The sequence below is a fragment of the Caulobacter sp. BK020 genome, from assembly GCF_004342605.1.
Taxonomy (GTDB): Bacteria; Pseudomonadota; Alphaproteobacteria; order Caulobacterales; family Caulobacteraceae; genus Caulobacter.
Genome location: NZ_SLZL01000002.1, coordinates 66,793 through 88,298 on the forward strand (window position 1 = coordinate 66,793; position 21,506 = coordinate 88,298).

The 21,506-nt window shown below is 69.8% G+C and carries 15 protein-coding genes; 9 read left to right on the forward strand and 6 right to left on the reverse strand.

The features are described from left to right. The first annotated feature begins 31 nt into the window (after positions 1-31). The 3 genes from EV278_RS02695 (at position 32) to glyS (ending at position 3,632) form a co-directional block, all read left to right on the forward strand. A complete protein-coding gene (locus EV278_RS02695) occupies positions 32-430 on the forward strand; it encodes a hypothetical protein (RefSeq protein WP_132086435.1) in 399 nt (132 codons plus the stop codon). Positions 431-555: 125 nt separating this feature from the next. Next, positions 556-1,464 carry a glycine--tRNA ligase subunit alpha gene (locus EV278_RS02700; protein ID WP_132086437.1) on the forward strand — a complete coding sequence of 303 codons (909 nt, stop codon included), beginning with the start codon at positions 556-558 and terminating at the stop codon, positions 1,462-1,464. Positions 1,465-1,472: 8 nt separating this feature from the next. Further along, complete coding sequence (glyS, locus tag EV278_RS02705; RefSeq protein WP_132086439.1) at positions 1,473-3,632, forward strand: glycine--tRNA ligase subunit beta; 2,160 nt, start codon at positions 1,473-1,475, stop codon at positions 3,630-3,632. A 50-nt stretch (positions 3,633-3,682) separates the two neighbouring features. On the opposite strand, the gene EV278_RS02710 is transcribed toward glyS, so the two are convergent. Further along, positions 3,683-5,347 (reverse strand): ATP-binding protein, encoded by a 1,665-nt coding sequence (locus EV278_RS02710; RefSeq protein ID WP_132086441.1) that lies wholly within the window; start codon positions 5,345-5,347, stop codon positions 3,683-3,685. Between the two features lie 64 nt (positions 5,348-5,411). Then, positions 5,412-7,223, reverse strand: a complete 1,812-nt coding sequence (locus tag EV278_RS02715) for a methyl-accepting chemotaxis protein (protein ID WP_132086443.1) — start codon at positions 7,221-7,223, stop codon at positions 5,412-5,414. Positions 7,224-7,403: 180 nt separating this feature from the next. On the opposite strand from EV278_RS02715, the gene EV278_RS02720 reads away from it, so the two are divergent. The 4 genes from EV278_RS02720 (at position 7,404) to EV278_RS02735 (ending at position 13,313) form a co-directional block, all read left to right on the forward strand. Continuing rightward, positions 7,404-8,591 carry a carbohydrate porin gene (locus EV278_RS02720; protein WP_132086445.1) on the forward strand — a complete coding sequence of 396 codons (1,188 nt, stop codon included), beginning with the start codon at positions 7,404-7,406 and terminating at the stop codon, positions 8,589-8,591. A 308-nt stretch (positions 8,592-8,899) separates the two neighbouring features. Next, positions 8,900-11,587: a pyruvate, phosphate dikinase gene (gene ppdK / locus EV278_RS02725; protein WP_132086447.1), complete on the forward strand. Its 2,688-nt coding sequence runs from the start codon at positions 8,900-8,902 to the stop codon at positions 11,585-11,587. A 331-nt stretch (positions 11,588-11,918) separates the two neighbouring features. Beyond that, a complete protein-coding gene (locus tag EV278_RS02730; RefSeq protein WP_132086449.1) occupies positions 11,919-12,395 on the forward strand; it encodes a heme-binding protein in 477 nt (158 codons plus the stop codon). Positions 12,396-12,398: 3 nt separating this feature from the next. Further along, positions 12,399-13,313: a family 43 glycosylhydrolase gene (locus tag EV278_RS02735; protein WP_132086451.1), complete on the forward strand. Its 915-nt coding sequence runs from the start codon at positions 12,399-12,401 to the stop codon at positions 13,311-13,313. Here EV278_RS02735 and EV278_RS02740 read toward each other — a convergent pair. Both EV278_RS02740 and EV278_RS02745 read right to left on the reverse strand, forming a co-directional pair. After that, positions 13,207-14,430 (reverse strand): glycosyltransferase, encoded by a 1,224-nt coding sequence (locus EV278_RS02740; RefSeq protein WP_132086453.1) that lies wholly within the window; start codon positions 14,428-14,430, stop codon positions 13,207-13,209. The two genes, EV278_RS02735 and EV278_RS02740, sit on opposite strands and share 107 nt — an antisense overlap. A 153-nt stretch (positions 14,431-14,583) precedes the next feature. Then, positions 14,584-15,912 carry an Hsp70 family protein gene (locus EV278_RS02745; RefSeq protein WP_132086455.1) on the reverse strand — a complete coding sequence of 443 codons (1,329 nt, stop codon included), beginning with the start codon at positions 15,910-15,912 and terminating at the stop codon, positions 14,584-14,586. A gap of 123 nt (positions 15,913-16,035) precedes the next feature. Between EV278_RS02745 and EV278_RS02750 the strand changes: the two genes are divergently transcribed. Both EV278_RS02750 and EV278_RS02755 read left to right on the forward strand, forming a co-directional pair. Beyond that, on the forward strand, positions 16,036-16,854 hold the full coding sequence (locus EV278_RS02750) for an alpha/beta hydrolase-fold protein (protein WP_165916501.1): 819 nt from the start codon (positions 16,036-16,038) through the stop codon (positions 16,852-16,854). Between the two features lie 373 nt (positions 16,855-17,227). Then, positions 17,228-18,406 carry an NAD(P)/FAD-dependent oxidoreductase gene (locus tag EV278_RS02755; RefSeq protein WP_132086459.1) on the forward strand — a complete coding sequence of 393 codons (1,179 nt, stop codon included), beginning with the start codon at positions 17,228-17,230 and terminating at the stop codon, positions 18,404-18,406. 241 nt (positions 18,407-18,647) lie between these two features. On the opposite strand, the gene EV278_RS02760 is transcribed toward EV278_RS02755, so the two are convergent. Further along, entirely contained in the window at positions 18,648-20,837 is a 2,190-nt protein-coding gene (locus tag EV278_RS02760; protein ID WP_132086461.1) for a DEAD/DEAH box helicase, read from the reverse strand. A gap of 330 nt (positions 20,838-21,167) precedes the next feature. Continuing rightward, a complete protein-coding gene (locus EV278_RS02765) occupies positions 21,168-21,494 on the reverse strand; it encodes a UrcA family protein (RefSeq protein ID WP_132086463.1) in 327 nt (108 codons plus the stop codon). Positions 21,495-21,506 lie beyond the last annotated feature (12 nt).

Sequence of the window (21,506 nt, forward strand, 5' to 3'; positions counted from 1 at the left end):
TGGCTGTATTTCCTCGATAAGGATCAGCCCCATGCTTGTGCGTATCGCTACCGCCGCCGCCGCCCTGGCGCTGCTGTCCGGCGCGGCCATGGCCCAATCGACGGCCCCTCAGGCCACGCCGGAAGCCGGGGCTCCGGTGAACCCGGATCCGACCGCGGCCGCCCCGGCCGACCAGACCCTGCCCGCTGACCCCTCCGCGGCGACCCCGACGCCGACCGACCCGACGACCTCGATGGCGGCCCCGACCGGCACGGCCGCCGACACCGCCGGCCGCGTCTCGTCGATGCCGGCCGAGCAGCAGGCGGGCCTGAAGGTCGGCGACCCCAACGTCACCTCCAACCCGCCGGTCGCCGACACCCCTGAAAACCGCAAGCTCTACGGCGCGCCGCTGTCGCACGCCGGCAAGCGCACCGCCGCCAAGGGCAACTAAGCCGCTCCAGCGGTCCAACATCGCCACGGAGCCGCGAGGCTCCAACGCGCTTGAAGCGCCAGTCGGCGGGCCCTATGGTCCGCCGACTTTTTTCTGGCCCCGATCCTGGGGATGTTCGGACCCTGATGCCCAGCGCGAAACGAGACAAACCCAAGTCCTTCCAAGACCTGATCCTGACGCTCCACGACTACTGGAGCGCCCAGGGCTGCGTGATCCTGCAGCCGCACGACGTCGAGGTGGGGGCGGGGACCCTGCACCCGGCCACGGTGCTGCGGGCGCTCGGCCCCAAGCCCTGGAACGCGGCCTATGTCCAGCCCTCGCGCCGTCCGGGCGACGGGCGCTATGGCGAGAACCCCAACCGCCTGCAGCACTATTACCAGTATCAGGTGATCCTGAAGCCGAACCCGCCGAACATGCAGGACCTGTATCTGGGGTCGCTGGAAGCCATCGGCCTGGACCTGCGCACCCACGACATCCGCTTCGTCGAGGACGACTGGGAAAACCCCACCGTCGGCGCCTGGGGGCTGGGCTGGGAGGTCTGGTGCGACGGCATGGAAGTGAGCCAGTACACCTACTTCCAGCAGGTGGGCGGCCTGGACGTCTCGCCGGTGGCCGGCGAGCTGACCTACGGCCTGGAGCGTCTGGCCATGTACGTGTTCGGCGTCGACAACGTCTACGACCTGCCGTTCAACGATCCCGACGCGCCGCTGGGACACCTGACCTATGGCGACGTGTTCCTGGAGAACGAGCGCCAGCAGTCGGAAGCCAACTTCCACGGCTATGACGTGGCCGTGCTGAAGGGCCAGTTCGAGGACATGGAGCGCCAAGTGCCGCTGATGCTGGCCCGCTCCTACCAGGGCAAGTCCCTGGTGCTGCCCGCCTATGACATGGTCCTCAAGGCCAGCCACCTGTTCAACCTGATGAACGCCCGCGGCGCGATCGCCGTCGCCGAGCGCGCCAGCTACATCGGCCGCATCCGCGACCTTTGTAAGATGTGCGCCAGCGCCTGGGTCGAACAGCAGGAAGCCGCGTAAGTAAAGTCATGCCCCAACTGCTTCTCGAACTGTTCTCCGAAGAGATTCCCGCCCGCATGCAGGCCGGCGCCGCCCGCGACCTGGAGCGGATGGCGCGCGAGCACCTGGCCGCCGCCGGCTTCCTGCCCGAGGCCCTGAAGACCTTCGCCGGGCCGCGCCGCCTGACCCTGGTGGTCGAGGGCCTGCCGGTCGCCCAGGCCGACCGCAAGGAAGAGCTGAAGGGCCCGCGCGTCGGCGCCCCGCCCCAGGCCCTGGAAGGCTTCCTGCGCAAGGCGGGCCTGAAAGAGGACCAGCTGGTCGAGCGCGACGGCGTCTGGATGGCCTTTATCGATAAGACCGGTCGCCCAACGACCGAAATCATCGCCGAGATGGTCGAGGCGATCATTCGCGGCTTCCCCTGGCCCAAGTCGATGACCTGGGGGACGAGCAAGCTGCGCTGGGTGCGGCCGCTCAAGCGCATCCTCTGCGTGTTCGACCGCGAGGTCGTGCCGTTCGCCGTCGAGGGCATCGAGGCCGGCGACGTCACCGAGGGTCACCGCTTCATGCGCGTCGGCTACGGCTGGGGCGGCCAGCCGCTCAAGGCGCGCGACTTCGACGAGTACGCCAAGGGCCTGGCCGAGCATTTCGTCGTGCTGGACGTCGAGGAGCGCAAGAGCCGCATCCTGGAAGGCTGCAAGACCCTGTGCTTCGCGCGGAACCTGGAGCTGGTCGAGGACCTGGGCCTGCTGGAAGAAGTCGCCGGCCTGGCCGAATGGCCGACCCCGGTGCTGGGCGACATGGACCCCGCGTTCCTGGACCTGCCGGGCGAGGTGATCCGCACCTCGATGCGCACCCACCAGAAGTATTTCGCGGTCCGCGACCCCGCGACGGGCGGCCTGGCCCCGCACTTCATCACCATCGCCAATGTGCAGTCGGCCGATGGCGGGGCGGTGATCGCCCAGGGCAACGCCAAGGTGCTGTCCTCGCGCCTGTCGGACGCCCGGTTCTTCTGGGACGAGGACGTCAAGGTCGGGTTCGAGCCGTGGCTGGACAAGCTGAACGGCGTGACCTTCCACGCCAAGCTGGGGACGATGGCGCAGCGGGTCGAGCGCATCATCGCCCTGGCCGGCGAGATCGCGCCCCTGGTCGGCGCTGATCCCGAGAAGGCCAAGGAAGCCGCGCGGCTGGCCAAGGCGGACCTCGCCTCGCAGATGGTCGGCGAGTTCCCCGAACTGCAGGGCCTGATGGGCGGCTACTACGCCCGCGCCGCCGGGATGGATCCCGAGATCGCCGACGCCATCCGCGACCACTACAAGCCGCAGGGCCCGTCCGACGCCGTCCCGACCGCGCCGCTGAGCGTGGTGGTGGCGCTGGCGGACAAGCTGGATACGCTGGTGGGCTTCTTCGCGATCGGCGAGAAGCCGACGGGATCGAAGGATCCCTATGCGCTGCGTCGCGCGGCGCTGGGGGTTGTGCGCATCTTGCTCGAAAAGGGCGTCCGCTTCGACCGTAAGGTCGAAGACGCCAGCGGTGGTGTTTGGTTTGAAAGCTTTGATTTGCTCACCGGGCGGACGCTGGCGCGCCTCAAGGGCAAGCCGAGCGAAGATGGAAAGGCGTTCCCGGAAGAAGTGGCCGATCGCGCCGCGCTGCTAGCGGGAGGCGCGCAACTTGGCCTGGGGGCATTCATCAATGATCGCCTGAAGGTTATCCTAAAGGAACAGGGTTTCCGTCACGACATCATCGATGCGGTCCTTGGCGATTGGGGCGGCGCGGAACTGAGTGTGAATGTCGCCCGGGTCGAGGCGCTGGACGGGTTCCTCAAGACCGACGACGGCAAGAACCTGCTGGCCGGCTACAAGCGCGCCTCCAACATCCTCAAGGCCGAGGAGAAGAAGGGCTGGAAGGGCGAGGGCGAGCGCGTCCTGCTCGACGACGCCTCCGCGCCGGAAGTGCAGCTGCACGACGCCCTGCGGCTGGTCGAGCCGGCCCTGAAGACTGCGCTGGAGGCCGAGGACTTCACCGCCGCCATGCGCGAGCTGGCCGGCCTGCGCGGCCCGGTCGACGCCTTCCTGGACGGGGTGTTCGTCAATTCGGACGTGCCCGCCGAACGCGACAACCGCCTCAAGACCCTGGCCGCCGTCCGCGACGCCATGGGCCGGGTGGCGGATTTCTCTCTGATCGGCGGGTAGCGGGCTCAGGGCGCTGTTGGGGACAGGCGCATGCGCCTGTCCCCATCCGTCTAACCCACCACCCTCAGCGTGGGCCGCTCGGTGCGAACCCGGCGCAGGGGGACCTCGAAGTGGAAGGTCGAGCCGGCGCCCGGGGCGCTGTCGACGCCGATCGCGCCGCCCATCAGGCTGACCACCTCGTGGCTGATCGCCAGGCCCAGGCCCGAGCCCTCGTGGGCGCGGCTCAGGGAGGTGTCGATCTGCGAGAAGATCTTGAACAGGCGCGGGCGGTGCTCGGGCGCGATCCCGACGCCGGTGTCGCGCACCTCGAACCGCAGGCCAGTCTCGGTGGGGCGGACCTCGATCCGCACCGCGCCCTGGTGGGTGAACTTGACGGCGTTGGCCACCAGGTTGCCCAGCACCTGGCGCAGGCGGATCGGGTCGCCGATCCAGGCGCCGTCGCCGCCCGGCGCCACCTCGAACGTCAGGGCGATCCCCTTGTTGGCCGCCGCGCCGGAGAACAGGGCGCAGGTCGACTCCACCAGGATCGGCAGGTCGAAGGGCTCGGCCCGCAGGCGGACACCGCCGCCCTCCAGCCGCGCCATGTCGAGGATGTCGTTCAGCAGGACCAGCAGCGCCTGGCCGGAGTGGTGGATCACGTCCAGGCGCTCGCGCTGGCGGTCCGGCAGCGGCTCGGCCTGCATGATCTGGGTCATGCCCAGCACCCCGTTCAGCGGCGTGCGGATCTCGTGGCTCATATTGGCCAGGAACTGGGTCTTGGCGGCGTTGGCGGCCTCGGCCTCCTCCTTGGCCGCGATCAGGGCGCGACGGCTGGCCGCCAGCTTGTTCAGGGCGTCGGTCACCCGCAGGAACAGGATCAGGGCGGCCACGACCAGGGCGGCGAAGACCAGGACGATCCAGGGCGCGACGGCCTTGAGCAACGACATGCCCGGATCGTGCGCCGGCCAGGCGAACCCGCCGATCGGCCGGCCCTGGATGTCGTGCAGTGGCACGCTGTGGTCGGTGGACCGGCTTTCGGCGACCAGGGTCAGGCCGTCGATGCCCAGGTCCTTCTGCAGGCCCCGGGTGTAGGCGGTGCTGACCCGTCGCGCGGTGACCACCACGGAAAGCGGGACGCCCCGTTGGGCCGCCGCCAGCTGGGCGGTCTCGGCGATTACGTCGGCGGCCACCACCAGATAGATCTCGTCGCCGGACCGCACCAGGCCCTTGCCCGCGGTCGCCCCCTCAAGGCTGAAGCGCCTGGCGTCATGGGCGGGCCGGGCCTTGGCGACGACCTCGGCCACCAGCGGCGCGACGTCGCCGGGCAGGTCGCCCAGGGCCTGGGCCGACACCCGCGCCCCGGCCAGCGACGCATAGACCACCCGGCCGTCGCGGACCACGAAGGTCAGGTCGTGCTGAAAATACTGGTGGTAGTATTCGCCGAAATTGACGTCGGTCCAGGCCATGTCGACCGGCGGGCCCATGGCTTTGGCGGCGTCGTCCCAAACCGTCGCCGAGGTCAGTTCGCGGGCCATGCGCTGCAGGTCGCGCTGGACCGTGCGCTGGACCAGCTCGCGCTCGTCCAGGCTTTCCAGGCGGTCCAGCGAGCGGGCGGCGAACAGCATCAGGGCGATGCTGCCCAGCACCGAGACGGCGACCAGCACGATGGTCGCCCCCACGATCCAGTGCAGGGACCTCACGCCGCGCGTCACGGAAGGCGGGTTGAGCCAGGCCATGTCGTATTGCTATCGCATCGCCGGCCGAGTCGGCGGCCGGCGCGGCTTTTGGCCGCAGCGACGTTCAGCCCGCCTTGCGCAGTTGCGGATGCGCGTCGCCGCCGATCCTGAAGCGGCCGACCAGCGACACCAGCTGGGCCGTCTCGCCCTTCAGGGAGTGGGTGGCGGCCGTGGCCTGCTCGACCATGGCCGCGTTCTGCTGCACCACCTGGTCCATGTGGTTGACGGCGGTGTTCACCTCGGCCAGGCCCGAGGCCTGCTCCTGGCTGGACGAGGAGATCTGACGGACCAGGTCGTCGATGGCGGCGACGCGGCCGACGATCCGGCCCAGCGCCTCGCCCGTCTGGCCGACCAGGGTGACGCCGGCGTCGACCTGCTGCGACGAGGTGGAGATCAGGGTCTTGATCTCCTTGGCCGCCTCGGCCGAACGCTGGGCCAGGGCCCGGACTTCCTGGGCGACGACGGCGAAGCCGCGGCCGGCGTCGCCGGCGCGAGCCGCCTCGACGCCGGCGTTCAGGGCCAGAAGATTGGTCTGGAAGGCGATCTCGTCGATCACCCCGATGATCTGGGTGATCTGGCGCGAGGAGTCCTCGATGGCGCCCATGGCCGCGACGGCCTGGTCGACCACCTGGCCCGAGCGTTCGGCGTCGGTGCGGGCCGAGGCGACCTCGATGGTGGCCCGGGTGGCCCCGTCGGCGGTCTGGCGCACGGTGGCGGCGATCTCGTCCAGGGCGGCCGCGGTCTCTTCCAGGCTGGCGGCCTGCTGCTCGGTGCGGCGCGACAGGTCGTTGGAGGCCTGGGCGATCTCGTCGGTGCCGGAGCCGATCTGCGAGGCGACGTCGGAGATGGTGCGGATGGCGTCCTCCAGCCCGGCGGCGGCCGCGTTGAAGTCGTTCTTCAAGGCGGCGTAGTCGCTGGCCACTTGGACGGCGATGCGGGCCGACAGGTCGCCGCCGGCCAGGCTGGCCAAGCCCTTGGCCATGACGTCGACGACGGCCTTCTGCTCGCGACCGGCGACCTCGAAGGCGGCCTCCATGTCGCGCAGCTTGCGGTCCAGCTCCTGCTGGAAGCCGGCCGCCTCGGCCTCGAGCCGGGCGCGGTCGATTCCGGACTGGCGGAACACCTCGACGCTCTTGGCCATCTCGCCGATCTCGTCGGCGCGTCCAGCGCCCGAGACGGTGATGTCGGTCTGGCCGGCCGCCAACCGGCGCATGTCGCCGGCCAGGTTCAGCACCGGCCGCACGATGGCGGCGCGCGAGATCACCACCAGGCCGCCGGCGAAGACCACGCCCGCCACAACGGCGATGCTCATCAGGATTTCGGAGAACAGGGCCACGCTCTTGGCGCGGGCGGCCGCGGCGGTCGAGGCGGCCTCGATCTGGTCGGACGCGCCGCTCATCGCGTCTTCCAGCGTCGAAAACTGCTTCATGAAGCCGGGCATGGCGGCCACGGCCTGGGCGCGGTCGGAGGCCGCCAGCGCGACCATCTGGTCCGCCGACTTGATATAGGTGTCCAGCGGAGCCTTGACCGCCTCGAGGGCGGCGCGGCTGGCCGGGTCGCGGGCCAGGGCGTCGTTGGCGCCGATCGCCTTGCGGAACAGTTCGGAGTGCTCGGCCAGGTCCTTGCGGACGGCGGCCATGTCGACGCCCGATCCGGCGTCGCCGGCCAGTTGGCTGGCCAGGACGTCGGCGCGCAGGGCGTCGTGCATCATGTCGGCCTCCAGGTGGTTGCGCAGGACGCTGGCCGAGACCTGCGCTTCCTTGAGGGCGTCGTCGAGCCGGGTCGTCGACCACAGGCCCGCGCCGGCGCAAGCCGTGCAGAGCACCATGACGGCCGCGCCTGCGCCCATCACCTTGTGATTGATCGTCCGAAGCATTTCCGAGCCCTTGAGTCCGTCCAGATCCTTTCACCTTCCGGCAACGGGGTTAACGACGCCCTTGTCGTTCGTGTTCTGGGCCTGGAAATACCGAACTGAGGCAAAAGGCCGCGCCTCGAGAACTTTAAGAGGTGCTTCAAGCGCCGTCGGTACTTGTCTGCGTGTTGACGGGGCAGGACCATGACTTCGCTTAAATCAATTTGTTCATGCGCGGCGTTCGCAATCGCCGCCGCCGCCGGATCCACCGCCTCGGCCCAGGCCGAGCCGGAACCCGGCGCCTGGACCCACGAGGTCACCTATACGGCGGACGTCGCCGGCACGGTGCGCGGCGGGATCGCGCACTCCGGTCGGGCCCTGGACAATCTCGACGTGATCGTCGACGGCGACCTGGAGAAGCTGGTCGGCTGGCGCGGGGCCACGGTGCACGGCTACCTGCTCAATAACAGCGGCGGCATGCCCAACGACCTGGCCGGCACGCTGCAGGGCGTGGACAATATCGAGGTCGGGCGGCCTCGGGCTCGGCTCTATGAGCTGTGGCTGCAGGCCGGCTTCGCCGGCGAGCGCGGCTCGGCCCTGGCCGGGCTCTACGACCTCAACAGCGAGTTCTACGCCACCGAGGCCTCGGGTCTGCTGCTGGCGCCGCCGTTCGGCATCGGTTCGGAGTTCGCGTCCACCGGCCCTAACGGTCCGTCGATCTTCCCGTCCACCGCCCTGGCGGTTCGGGTGAAGCTCCAGGGCGGGCAGGGGCGCTACGCCCAGGCCGCGGTGCTCAACGCCCACGCCGGCACGCTGGGAGATCCCGAGGGGCCGTCGACGAAGTTCGACAACGGCGCCCTGGTGATCGGAGAGGCCGGGCTGGGCGACAGCTGGCGGCTGGCGGCCGGCGGCTGGTTCTATACCGACCGCCAGCCGGACCTGCGGACCCTGGACGCCCAAGGCGACCCGGCCCTGAGCAAGGCGCGGGGCGGTTATCTGCTGGCGGAATATCCGTTCGTGGACGGCGGCGAGGCGGGACGGTCGGTGCGCGGCTTCGCCCGCCTGGGCTTCTCGGACGGCGACACCACGCCGTTCAGCTCGGGCTGGCAGGCGGGGGTGCTGGTGGAGCGGGTCTTCGCCTCGCGTCCCGACAGCGCGTTCTCGATCGGGGCGGAGCAGGGGCGGCTGTCGTCCAAGCAGCGCGCCAACACCCTGGACGCGGGCCTGAACCCGGCCCGGGCCGAATCCAGCGTCGAGATCACCTATTCCGACAAGGTGGCGCCGCACGTCGCCCTTCAGCCCGACCTGCAGGTGATCCGTCGCGCCGGCGGCGACCAGGACGCCCGGACGGTGGTCGTGATGGCGCTGCGGATGACCATCGACCTGTTCTAGAACGGTCCGCCGTCGAGCTTCACCATGGCGAGGTGGCGCTCGTGTCGCCGGTCTCAAGACTCGGGGCGGTCTTCACGCGCCCGCTCGTTCGCGTAAATCTCGAACAGGACAACGTTGTCATTGGAAGAATTTGCCGAATTTTCGCTTTAGACTGCGAAGTGAAAACCGTCGGTGGACGGCTTCTTTGACAAGGTGCTACTGAACGCCCGGATATTGCAGTGCGGGATGAGCGTTAAGCTCGTTGTCCCAGGCCAGGACGGTTCCATCAGAGAGCCGCCGGCTTTTCACTATCGCAGGGTGAACAAGAAATGCCGGTTGATACGCTGACCAAGACGCAGTGGGTCTATTCGTTCGGGGGAGGCGGCGCCGACGGCGACGCCAAGATGAAGAACCTGCTGGGGGGCAAGGGCGCCAATCTCGCCGAGATGTCGTCCCTGGGCCTGCCGGTGCCGCCGGGCTTTACGGTGACCACCGAGGCCTGCGTCCACTACTACGCCAACGGCAAGCAATACCCGGCCGAGCTAGCCCAGCAGGTCGCCGACGGCCTGGCGACCGTGGAAAAGCTCACCGGCAAGGCGTTCGGCGACGTCAAGAACCCGCTGCTGGTCTCGGTGCGCTCGGGCGCGCGGGCCTCGATGCCGGGCATGATGGACACCGTCCTGAACCTGGGCCTCAACGACGAGACCGTCGAGGGCCTGGCCCAGCTGTCGGGCGACCGCCGCTTCGCCTATGACAGCTACCGCCGCTTCATCCAGATGTACTCGAACGTCGTGCTCGACCTGGAGCACCACATGTTCGAGGAGATCCTCGACGATCATAAGGACCGGCTGGACGTCAGCGTCGACACCGCCCTGACCGCCGACGACTGGGCCGCGGTGATCGGCGACTACAAGGCCGCCGTGCGCGAGGCCCTGGGCAAACCCTTCCCGCAGGACGCCCAGGAGCAGCTGTGGGGCGCGATCGGCGCGGTGTTCGCCAGCTGGATGAACGACCGGGCCAAGTTCTATCGCCGCATGCACGACATCCCCGAGGCCTGGGGCACCGCCGTCAACATCCAGTCGATGGTGTTCGGCAATATGGGCGAGACCTCGGCGACCGGCGTGGCGTTCACCCGCAACCCGTCGACCGGCGACGGCCGGCTGTACGGCGAGTTCCTGATCAACGCCCAGGGCGAGGACGTGGTGGCCGGCATCCGCACGCCGCAATCCCTGACCAAGGCGGCCCGCGAGGAGATGGGCGACACCGCGCCGTCGATGGAAGAGGCGATGCCGCAGGTGTTCCAGCAGTTCAAGACGGTGGTCGAGACGCTGGAGCGCCACTACCGCGACATGCAGGACATCGAGTTCACGGTCGAGCAGGGCAAGCTCTACATGCTGCAGACCCGCAGCGGCAAGCGCACGGCCAAGGCGGCCCTGAAGATCGCCGTCGATATGGCCGCCGAGGGCGTGATCAGCCGCGAGGAAGCCATCGGCCGAGTCGAGCCGGCCTCGCTGGACCAGCTGCTGCACCCGACCATCGATCCCACCGCCCATCGCGAGCTGATCGCCAAGGGCCTGCCGGCCTCGCCCGGCGCGGCCACGGGCAAGATCGTCTTCGACAGCGACGCGGCCGAAAAGGCCGCCGCCGCCGGCGAAGCGGTGATCCTGGTGCGCGAGGAGACGTCGCCCGAGGACATCCACGGCATGCACGCCGCGCGCGGCATCATCACCGCCCGGGGCGGCATGACCAGCCACGCCGCCGTCGTGGCGCGCGGCATGGGCCGGGCCTGCGTCAGCGGCGCGGGCGACGTGGCCATCTTCCCCAAGGAAGGCCTGTTCCGGGTGCGCGGCCGCGAGTTCAAGGCCGGCGAGACCATCACCATCGACGGCTCGACCGGCGAGATCCTGGCCGGTTCGCCCAAGATGATCGAGCCCGAGCTGACCGGCGACTTCGCCACCCTGATGGGCTGGGCCGACGAGGTCCGCCGCCTGAAGGTCCGCGCTAACGCCGAAACCCCGCTCGACGCCAAGACCGCCCGCCAGTTCGGCGCCGAGGGCATCGGCCTGTGCCGCACCGAGCACATGTTCTTCGACGACACGCGGATCGCCGCCGTGCGCGAGATGATCCTGGCCGACGACGAGGCCGGCCGCCGCGCCGCCCTGGCCAAGATCGCGCCGTTCCAGAAGGCCGACTTCGTCGAGCTGTTCACGATCATGGAAGGCCTGCCGGTCACCATCCGCCTGCTCGACCCGCCGCTGCACGAGTTCCTGCCGCACACGGAGGAAGACGTGGCGGCCGTCGCCGAGGCTACCGGCCTGGACGCCGACAAGCTGCTGCGCCGGGCCAAGGAGCTGCACGAGACCAACCCGATGCTCGGCCACCGCGGCTGCCGCCTGGGCGTGTCCTATCCCGAGATCTACGAGATGCAGGTGCGGGCCATCGTCGAGGCCGCCTGCGAGATCGCCAAGTCGGGCAAGGCCGCGCCGGTGCCGGAAATCATGCACCCGCTGGTCACCAAGGGCGAGGAGATGAAGTACCTGCGCGACCTGACCGACCGCACCGCCAGGGCGGTGCTGGAAGAGCAGGGCGTGGATCTTCAGTACACGGTCGGCACCATGGTCGAGCTGCCGCGCGCCGCCCTGCGAGCCGGCGACCTGGCCGCCAACGCCGCGTTCTTCAGCTTCGGCACCAACGACCTGACCCAGACGACCTTCGGCATCAGCCGCGACGACGCCGGCAAGTTCCTGGGCGCCTATATCGACAAGGGCATCTTCGACAAGGACCCCTTCGTGTCGCTGGACCAGGAAGGCGTCGGCGACCTGATCCGCATCGCCGCCGAGCGCGGTCGCGCGGCCCGTCCGGACGTCAAGCTTGGCATCTGCGGTGAGCACGGCGGCGACCCCGCCTCGATCACCTTCTGCGAGAGCGTCGGCCTGGACTACGTGTCCTGCTCGCCCTACCGCGTGCCGATCGCCCGCCTGGCGGCGGCCCAGGCGGCGCTGGCCCACAAGGGCTAGGGGCGGGGAGGGCGATCGCTCCTGTTTTCGGCCAACGCCGTGGATCGTCCTCGTCCTTCGGCAGGCTCAGGATGAGGACGAATTTGACGACGGTTCAGCAGAAACCCTCATCCTGAGCTTTCGAAGGACGAGGGTTTCCGCACCGGCGTTGGAAGCCCGATATGCCCGGGCCCTTCAACCGGACAGCCGTGGCGAAGACCGGGACCGCCGCAAACTCCGAACCCGCGTCCCAGTCCCGGATCGTCGCGTGGTCTTGGCTGATCGGCCCACGCGCGTTACTTCAAGCTCGGCTTGGGTCCTGCGTTCGTCGGGACGCGCGGAGGCGGCGGCAATGCGGACCCTGATGCTGGCGATCTTGGTAGCGGCGACGCCGATGGCGGCCTTCGCCCAGGCTCCCTCCGCCCTCGACCTGCCGCTGTCCATCGACCTGGCCCGGGCCGCCATCGACGCCTGCGCCGCCAAGGGCGCGGCGGTCAGCGCCAGCGTGGTCGACGGCAAGGGCAATCCGCTGGTCGTGCTGCGCGCCCCCGCCAGCCCCAAGCCGCCGGTCGCCGCCCCGCGCAAGGCCGCCACCGCCGTCCAGTTCGACGCGCCAGGCAGCGTCATGGAGCCGCGCGAGAAGGCCGATCCCGCCTTCGCCGCCCTGATCAAGGCCGAGCCCGAGCGGCTGAACCCGCACGGCGGGTCGCTGCCGCTGCACAAGGACGGCCGGCTGGTGGGCGGGCTGGCCGTGGCCGACACCTCCCACGAGACGGCCGACGCCTGCGCCCGCGAGGCCCTGGCCCGGTTCGCCAGCCAGGTGAACTGAGCCTTGGGCCTGGTGAAGGACATGTGGCGTGTCGGCCTGGTCCGCGCGCCGATGGCGGAGCTGCTGAGGCCCGGCGCGTTGGCCGAGCACCCGGTGTCCTGGATTCCCGATCCCGGCCCGCTGTGCTTCCTGGCCGACCCGATGGGCGTCTGGCGGAGCGGCCGCCTCTACGTCTTCGTCGAGATCTATGACTATCGCGACCGGGTGGGCGCCATCGAGGTGCTGACCTTCGACGCCGACCTGAACCTGCTGGACCGCCAGCCGGCGCTGAAGGAGCCCTGGCACCTGTCGTACCCCTTCGTCATCGAGGCGGACGGCGAGACCTACATGCTGCCCGAGGCGCACAAGTCCGGGCGACTGACCCTGTACCGCGCCGTGGACTTCCCGACGAAATGGGCGCCGGCCAAGGCGATCGAACTGGACCAGGTGGCCATCGACGCCACCCCGGTGTTCCACGACGGCCTGTGGTGGCTGTTCTACACCCCGGCCACGACCAAGGCCGAGAAGGTCAGCGCCCTGCACGTGGCCTGGGCCGAGGCGATCACCGGCCCCTGGACGCCGCACGTCGGCAATCCCGTGCGCTTCGACCCCTCCAGCTCGCGGCCGGGCGGCACGCCGCTGGTTATCGACGGCGCGATCGTGCTGCCGATGCAGGACTGCCGGCGGACCTATGGCGGCGCCATCCGCGCGCTGCGGGTCACCACCCTGACGCCGGACCGCTTCGAGGCGCAGGCCGACGAACCGATCCTTCCGCCGCCCAGTTTCGGCCGCCTGACCGACGGGTTCCACACGCTGTCGGCGGCCGGCCCGGTCACGCTGATCGACGCCAAGCGCTTCGAAGTCTCGCCGCGCTCGCTGGCGCTGGACGTCCGGCGAGAATGGAAAAAGCACGTCCCGAGAAGGGCGCGAACCGCTTGATCGCGACCGAACCGGCCTGCCGGGCGACGACGGCGTCGAACACCTGCAGATAGGCCTCGGCGATCGGTCCTATCCGATAGCCCGCCACTGATCGGGCCAGGGCCGCCGGATCCGGGGGCGGAGCGTTCAGCACTTGCCGCAGGCCTTCGGCCAGGCCCTCGACATCGCCGATCGCGGCGACACGACCGGCGCCGTCGTCGCCCAGCAGCTCGCGGGCGGCCGGGGTGCAGTCGGTGCTGACCACCGGACGGCCCGCGCCCAGGGCCTCGACGATCACCGCCGCATAGCCCTCGTACCACGAGGTCAGCAGGAAGGTCCGGGCCCGCTCCAGCCACGGCCGGACGTCGGGGACATAGCCGGGCAGGCTGACCCGCTCGGCGACGCCCAGCTCGACCGCCAGGGCCTCCAGCTCGGCCCGGCGCTCGCCTTCGCCGACGATCACCAGCCGGGCGTCGGGATCATCCAGCCGGGCGAAGGCGCGCAGGGCGAGGTCGAAGCCCTTTTCCGCGACCAGTCGCCCCGCCGCGAGGATCAGCTTGCCTTCGGGCGGCGGGGTGAAGGCGTGGTCGTCGTCGTCGAGGGCGGGCAGGGCGATGCGCTGGGTGATGCGCCGCCCCAGCACGCGGTTGGCGTCCTCGGTCATGCTGTCCGACAGCGAGATGGCCTGGTCGACGCCGCGAAACTGCCGGCGGGTCCGCAGATTGTAGGGGATCTGGGCCAGGGCGCCGCGGCCATGGCGGTAGAGCGGCGTGCCGATCTGGGCGACCACGCCGGGCTTGTGCTCGGCCGGCAGGGCGTCGATGGCGGGCAGGATCGGCCAGTGATAGTTGCCCGGCGCGAACAGGATGTCGGGTCGGTGCTGGGCCACATAGGCCGCTGCGGCTCGTCCGAGGGCCTTGCGCGAGCCGGGGCCGCGCGGAAGGGGCGGATCGGCCTCGACCACCTGGACCTGGGCGTCGATCAGCGGGGTCAGGGGCCCTTCACGTAATCCGCAGAACAGGGTGACCTTTCGGCCCATCGCGGCCCAGCGATTGGCCAACCGCACCGCAATCCGTTCAGACCCGCCTAGAGGCAGGTCATGCAGCACGATGACAATCGTGCGCGCTCCGTCGCCCATTCCTGCCGTTCCCCGACCTCGACGTGATGGCGCGTCGGGCGCGGACGAACCGCGAGCCTGCAAGCTCCACTATGGAGCAGACGTCGCCGAGCGAGGAGAACCGGAAAGGATTTCCGCAGCGGCGGCTTTTTGGCGCGCCGTAAGCGGCCGTCGTCAGGCGGGAAGCCTGGCCTTCTCGCTCCACAGGTCCAGGTCGGGCTCGCGGCCGATCAGGGCCAGGCCCGAGGCGATGGATTCGAACTCGCCGCCGCTCTCGATCTTCGCGGCCCCGAACCGGCGCAGGAAGATCTGGCGGACGGCCGGCACGAACGAACTGCCGCCGGTGAGGAACACCCGGTCGACGCCGTCGGGACCCAGGCCCGAGCGCTCCAGGGCCTGGTCGACGGCGGTCTCGATGGCCTTCAGCTCCGGGGCGATCCAGCCCTCGAAGTCGGTGCGGCGGACGGTCTTCTCGATCAGCACCGATCCGGCCTCGAAGCGGAACGTCGCCTCGTCCTGGCTCGACAGCGCCTCCTTCAAGGCGGAAACCGCGCGGTAGAGGGCATAGCCATGGTTGTCGTCCAGCACCTCGATCAGGCGGGCGATCTTCTCGGGTTCGAGCGCGGTGCGCTCCAGGGCCCGGATGTCGCGCATGTCCTTGGAGGCGCGCAGCAGGGCCAACTGGTCCCAGCGGGCGAAGGCGGTGTAGTAGCGCTGGGGGATCGGCAGGCGGTTGTCGAAGGCCTTGTAGAGGCTGCCCTTGCCCAGTTCGGGCGACACCAGCTGGTCGATGATCCGGTAGTCGAAGGCGTCGCCGGCCACGCCGACCCCCGACCGCGCCAGGGCGGTGGAGCGCAGCCGGCCGGCGTCTCTTTCGAACCGCACGATCGAGAAGTCGCTGGTGCCGCCGCCGAAGTCGGCGACCAGCACCGTGGCGTCCTGCTTCAGCTGGCGGGCGAAGAAGAACGCCGCCCCGACCGGCTCGTAGGCGTAGCGGATGTCGGTGAAGCCCAGTCGCCGGAAGCCCGCCTCGTAGCGCGCCAGGGCCAGGGCCTCGTCGGGATTGCCGCCGGCGAAGGTCACCGGACGTCCGACGATCACCCGCGGCGGCAGGGTCTCCATGGCCGGCCCGCCGTGGGTCTTCAGCTTCAGCAGGAAATCGGCCAGCAGGTCCTCGAACAGGTAGCGCTTGTTGAGGATTTTGGTCTCGGTGAAGGCGGCGCTGGCGGCGAACGTCTTGAACGACTGGATGAAGCGGGTCTCCAGCGGGTCCTCGACATAGGCCTCGATCGCCCAGGGACCGGCCTCGGTCACCAACTGGTTCGGCCGGCCGTTGGCGCCCATCACCGCGTGGAAGCTCAGGGCCGAGCGGAAGGCGAAGATCTCGCCGCCCGCTGTCGGGAACCTGACCAGCGTGGCCGGGCCGTCGCCATGGGTCATCGAGACCACGGTGTTGGTCGTGCCGAAATCGATTCCGATCGTCGTTTGCGGAACGGACGTCATGGGGGAGCCTGGGCCGGAGGAGGGGCAGGGTTCCTAGCGCCCCAGGCGCTGGCGTCAAGCGGCGTGGCCGCTCCGCGGCGAAGAGGTCTTGGCGACGCCCGTTCCATGGTCGAGCCTGGACCGATGCATCGCAGACGATTCCTGGCCGCCACGGCCGCCACCGCCGCCGTTCCCGCCTTCGCCCCGGCCGGGGCCCGCGCGGTCACGCCCGACGGAACCTTCATGGTCGACAGCCGCGTGCTGGGCGACCAGCGCCGGGTCAATATCGCTTTGCCGCCAGGCTATGCGGGATCGAGGCGGCGGTTCCCGGTGCTCTACCTGCTGGACGGCGGCACGGTGCAGGAGGATTTCCCCAAAATCACCGACTTCGTCTCGCAGATGGTGGCGGCGGGAACCCTGGCCCCGATGATCGTGGTCGGGATCGAGGGCGTCGACCGCAAGCACGACCTGACCCACCCGGCGACCTTCGCCAAGGATCGCGAGCTGCTGCCCACCTCCGGCGGCTCCGCGGCCTATCGCCGTTTCCTGGTGGACGAGTTGCGGCCGTGGGTGAAGGCCCGCTATCGCACAAGCGGCGAAAGCGGACTGATCGGCGAGTCCCTGGCCGGCCTGTTCGTGGTCGAGACCTTCCTGCGCGAGCCTGAGGCCTTCGACGCCTATCTGGCCGCCAGCCCCAGCCTGTGGTGGGACGACCAGAGCCTGTCGCGCCAAGCCTCGACCCTGCTGAACCAGGGAGGGTTCAAGGGACGTCGCCTGTACCTGTCGATCGGCGACGAGGGCACGACGATGCAGGCGGGCGTCGACCGCGCGGTCGCGGCGCTCAAGGCCGCCCCGCCCAAGGGCCTGGCCTGGCGTTATGAGCCCATGCCGAACGAGCATCACAGCACGATCTACGACCCGTCCGCCAAGTCCGGGTTGCCCTGGCTGTTCCCGCCCCGTTAACGCGACTTTCACGCGCCTGGGCGGACCATTCTCGCCAAGTAGATCGAGCCGTATCGCCCCGCGGAAGGCTCGACGAGGGGAGGCCATGGGACTGGACGACCTCAGGATCTCGACCAAGGCGCCGTCGCTGGCCGTGGCCGTCCGCCGCGCTCCGCAGGGCGCCGCCGCCCACCGGGCCGGCTAGATGTTGTTCGTCCGGCGCCTGGCCAGGGTTCGCTGGATCGCGGTGGCGATCTGGTGCGTCCTGGTCCTGCTGCTGATCGGCATCGGCGTGTTCGTGCTCAACGCGCCGACGCCGGGGTGAACACCCGCCCGCATTGACTTCCCCGCCGCCCTCCTGTCGATACGCCGCTCAAGAGAGAGGGCCAGGGCCTTGGAAGATTTCGACGTCGTGGTGCTGGGCGCCGGCGCGGCCGGCATGATGTGCGCCATCGAGGCGGGCAAGCGCGGCCGCAAAGTGCTGGTCATCGACCACGCCAAGGCCCCCGGCGAGAAGATCCGCATCAGCGGCGGCGGGCGCTGCAACTTCACCAACGTCAACACGGCGCCGGCCAACTTCTTGTCGGCCAATCCCAAGTTCTGCGTCTCGGCCCTGCGCCGCTATCGCCCCGCCGACTTCATCGCCCTGGTCCAGCGCTACAACATCGCCTTCCACGAGAAGACCCTGGGCCAGCTGTTCTGCGACGGTTCGGCCAGGCAGGTCATCGAGATGCTGCTGACCGAGATGGACCAGGCCGGCGTCACCCTGCGCCTGGAGACGCAGGTCAAGGGCGTCGCCAGGGACGGGGAGGGCTGGCGCGTCAACCTCTCCAACGGCCCGGTCGGCTGTCGCTCGGTCGTAGTCGCCACCGGCGGCAAGTCGATCCCGAAGATGGGCGCGACCGGTCTGGGCTACGAGATCGCCCAGCAGTTCGGGCTGAACATCGTCGAGACCCGGCCCGCGCTCGTGCCCCTGACCTTTGAGGTCAAGACCCTGGAGCGCCTGGCCCCTCTGTCGGGCGTGGCCCTGGACGCGGTGGTGTCCAGCGGCAAGACGAAATTCGCCGAGGCCATGCTGTTCACCCATCGCGGCCTGTCCGGTCCGGCGATCCTGCAGATCTCGTCCTACTGGCGCGAGGGCGGCGAGATCAGCGTCGACATGGCGCCGGGCGTCGACGTGTTCCAGGCGCTGCGAACCGCCCGCACGGCTACGCCCAAGCGGGCCTTGTCGACCGTGCTGGGCGAGATGCTGCCCAAGCGCCTGGCCCAGCTGATCGCCGAGGACGCCGGCGCCTACGGCAACATGGCCGACTGTTCGGACGTGCTGCTGCGCGGGGTGGCGGCGACCGTCAACGCCTGGACGTTCAAGCCGGTGGGTTCGGAAGGCTACCGGACGGCGGAAGTGACCCTGGGCGGGGTCGACACCGACGGCCTGGACTCGCGAACCCTGGAGGCCAAGGCGGCGCCGGGCCTCTATTTCATCGGCGAGGTGGTGGACGTCACCGGCTGGCTGGGCGGCTACAATTTCCAGTGGGCCTGGGTGTCGGGCTGGTGCGCGGGGCAGGCGGTTTAGAGCATCGCGCGGAAAAGTGGACGCCGGTTTTCCGCAAAAGCGATGCGAAAACAAAAATCTAGAGCAAGTCTTGCGATTCCCATATCGCCTCTAGAACCCGCCTACTTGCCCCCACCTGGCGGCTTCGCCGCCTGTCCGCCCCCATTGGGGGCGGAGCCCAACGGGATGGCTCTTCCCCCTTTGGGGGAAGACGATCGCGAAGCGATCCGTAGGGGGCAAGTGATCACCCCCTCAACACCCACTACTTCTTCTTGAACGGCGCCTTGCTCGGCTTCTTGCCGAAGGCGGGTTTGGCGCCGAACGCCGGCTTATCGCCGAACGAACCCTTGGCCTTGAAGGGCTTGGGGCCCTTGAACGGCTTGGCCGGACCGGCGTCGGCGTTGGCGCGCGGTTTGCGGAACGGCTTTTCCGACGCAGCGGCTGGATCGTAGGGCACGCTCTCGCGCTCGCCGCGCGGGGCGCGACGCGGAGCGGGAGCCGCCTCGGCGCGGGCGCGCGGGGCCTCGTCGCGCGGCTGGAACTCGCGCTTTGGGCCCTTGAAATCGCGCTTGGGGGCCTCGTCGCGATCACGCGGCTTGTAGTCGCGCTTGGGCTCTTCGCCGCGCGCATAGGGCTTGGCGCTGCTGAAGCCGTCGTCGCCTTGAGCGCCTTCCCGCGGCGCGCGGGGCTTGAAGTCGCGGCGCGGCGCGTCGCGGTCGTCGCGCGGCGGACGCGGCGCATACTCCTTGCGGGGACCCGCGTCCCGGGCGGCCGGGGCCGTGGTCGGGGTGATGGTCACGTCGTCGCGCACGGTGGCCTGGACGGCGGCCCCGAACTTCACTTCCGCCTCGGCCGAGATCTCGAACTTGGTGTCGTAGTCGAAGATCCGGATCGAGCCGATGTCCTTCTTGGTGATATGGCCCAGGCGGCAGATCAGCGGAATCAGCCACTTGGGGTCGGCGTTGTTGCGGCGGCCGGTGTTGAGGCGGAACCAGGCCGAGTTGGTCATGTCGGCGCGCGGTTCGCGTTCCGGACGGTCTCCGAAGTCGCCGCGAGGCGCGAAGTCGCGGTCGGCGAAACGATCGCCGCGATCGTTGGAACGCTCGCCGCGGGCGCGCGGGCCGGGATCGGCGCCGTGGCGCGGGTCGTCATAGATCTCTTCCGGGGCCGGCAGCTTGGCGCGGCGGGCGCGGATCAGGGCGGCGGCCAGCTCTTGCGGCGTGCGCTTCTCCAGCATGGCCGCGACCAGGCCGGCGTCGTCCTCGTTGGAGGGTTCGGCGAAGATCGGGTCGTCCAGCAGGCGTTCCTGGTCCTTGGCGCGGATCTCGTCGGCGGTCGGAGCGCCGCCCCACTGACCCTCGACGCCGGCGGCCATCAGCAGCTGCTCGGCCTTGCGGCGGCGGGTGTAGGGCACGACCAGGGCGCTGACGCCCTTCTTGCCGGCCCGGCCGGTGCGGCCCGAACGGTGCAGCAGGGTGGCCTTGTTGACCGGCAGTTCGGCATGGATGACCAGGCCGAGGTCGGGCAGGTCCAGGCCGCGGGCGGCGACGTCGGTGGCGACGCAGACGCGGGCGTGGCCGTCGCGCAGGGCCTGCAGGGCGTCGGCGCGTTCACGCTGGCTCAGTTCGCCCGACAGGCCCACCACCGCGAAGCCGCGCTCGCGCAGCTTGGCGTGCAGCGAGCGGACGCTCTCGCGGGTGTTGGCGAACACCAGGGCCCCGGGGCTTTCGAAATAGCGCAGCAGGTTGACGACCGCGTGCTCGACCTCGTTGGGGGCCACGCGCACGGCGCGGTACTCGATGTCGCGGTGCGGTTCGTTCCGGCCGATCGTGTCGATCCGCAGGGCGTCGTCCTGGTAGTTGCGGGCCAGGGCGATGATGTCGCGGGCCAGGGTGGCCGAGAACAGCAGGGTGCGGCGTTCCTTGGGCGCGGCGTCGAGGATGAATTCCAGGTCCTCGCGGAAGCCCATGTCCAGCATCTCGTCGGCCTCGTCGAGGACGGCGACCTTCAGCTCCGACAGGTCCAGGTGGCCGCGCTCGATGTGGTCGCGCAGGCGGCCGGGGGTGCCGACCACGATGTGGGCGCCGTAGTTCAGGGCGCGCTGCTCGCGGCGGGCGTCCATGCCGCCCACGCAGTTGACGACCACGGCGCCGGCCTCGGCATAGAGCCAGGTCAGCTCGCGATTGACCTGGATGGCCAGTTCGCGGGTCGGGGCGATGACCAGGCACATGGGTGCGCCGGCGCGGTCGAACTTCTCGGCCTCGCCCAGCAGGGTGGGGGCGGCGGCCAGGCCGAAGGCCACGGTCTTGCCCGAGCCGGTCTGGGCGCTGACCAGCAGGTCGCGGCCCTCGGCGCCGGCTTCCAGCACGGCGGCCTGGACGGGGGTGGGCTCGAGATAGCCTTGAGCGGCAAGAGCCCGCTCAAGAGCGGGGTGGGAGGCGGGGAAGGGCATGCGGGTCCAGTTCGTTTCAAGCGGACGGCGCACACACAAACGCGCGCGGCCCGCACCACGACCAAATACGACCCCCAAATGGACCGTGTTCTTGGTCAATATCTTCAGAGAATAGACCTTTTTCGCCGGGATGCCGATGAGGCGCGCCGAAACACGGTCCGATGGGCGGCCTAAGGAGGCCAAAATCGTCCGAAAAGCAAGGGCGCCGGGCAAAGAATGCTGCGGCGCGGCAAATTGGCCGCGCGTCGCACGGCGGGAAACCCGCAACGCAAAACGCCCGGAGCCAGGCCCCGGGCGCTTGGCCGACCTTCCCGCGGGCGGGGAAGAAACCTATCGGCCGCGAACGCCGGTGACGGTCAGGGCGGCCTGGTTGCTGTTCAGCTGGCTCATGGCGCCGGCGACGGCGTCGCGATGGCAGGCGGAGGCGGCCACGACGCGCTTGAGTTCGACGAAGCTGTGGCTGTCGGCGCCGCAGGCTTGCATGGCGGCGGTGTCGATGCGGCGCATCAGCACCTTGGCGTCGCGGGGATTGTCGAGGTCCAGCCGGGCCTTGGACACCGGAATGCTGACGGTTTCCACGCCGGCGGGGGCGGCGACCGCGAAGGGCGCGGCGGCCAGGGCCAGGACGGCGAGGGTGGAGGCGAGAACGATCTTCATGGCGACTTTCCT